Below are 684 nucleotides of genomic sequence, written 5' to 3' on the forward strand. Positions count from 1 at the left end.
GATTCATTACTTTTGTGAATTTTTGTTTTTAGTGATGAATTACTCGCTTTCAACTTCTCATTTTGATTCTTCAATAAATGAATTTCATTTTCACGAGACTTCTCAMCATCATCAAAACGGCTTTTCGTGAATGACTCAGAAACCTGAACAACACCACCAGCAACAGCAGAAGAAACAGCACCAACCAACGTGCCAGCCTTCTCAAACTTTTCAGCCTTAGCTTTTGCAGCATCAACACGCTTTGCAACAGCACGACCATCAGCCAGAGCAATAGCTAAAGCCTTGGCTTGTTGCTTCTCCTGGTTCCACTGGTCCCGAGTTAAACGCCTACGACCTGGAMCAATACGAGTTAAGCCAGAAKGCTTCCCGACCTTATCCCAATAACTGTCCTGCCAATCTCTAAACGATTGCTTATAGGCTTCATTTTGTTCCTTTGGAGATAACCCATCCGCCTTGGCCTTCTGCTTTGCACTATCCCCAGGATGTAAGCTGATCGCCTTCAAATCATCAGGAACGATGAAAGCATGAAGATGAGGAAAAGCCTCATCATCATGCCTGATGACTGTCTTCAACTGGTCCCCATACGTGTCCTGCAACCACTTGACCGACCGAGCTTGCCAACGCTTACAATCGGCATCCATCTCACCTGGCCAAGACAGAACAATGCACGCCATAGTATTTTGA

General features: G+C 45.1%; 1 protein-coding gene. It reads right to left on the minus strand.

Annotated elements, in window-relative coordinates:
• The coding region (locus KP705_RS15850) for a plasmid recombination protein (RefSeq protein WP_215764911.1) at positions 1-684 on the minus strand (684 nt) is incomplete at both ends.

Source organism: Gluconobacter sp. P1D12_c (assembly GCF_018812105.1).
Taxonomy (GTDB): Bacteria; Pseudomonadota; Alphaproteobacteria; order Acetobacterales; family Acetobacteraceae; genus Gluconobacter; species Gluconobacter oxydans_A.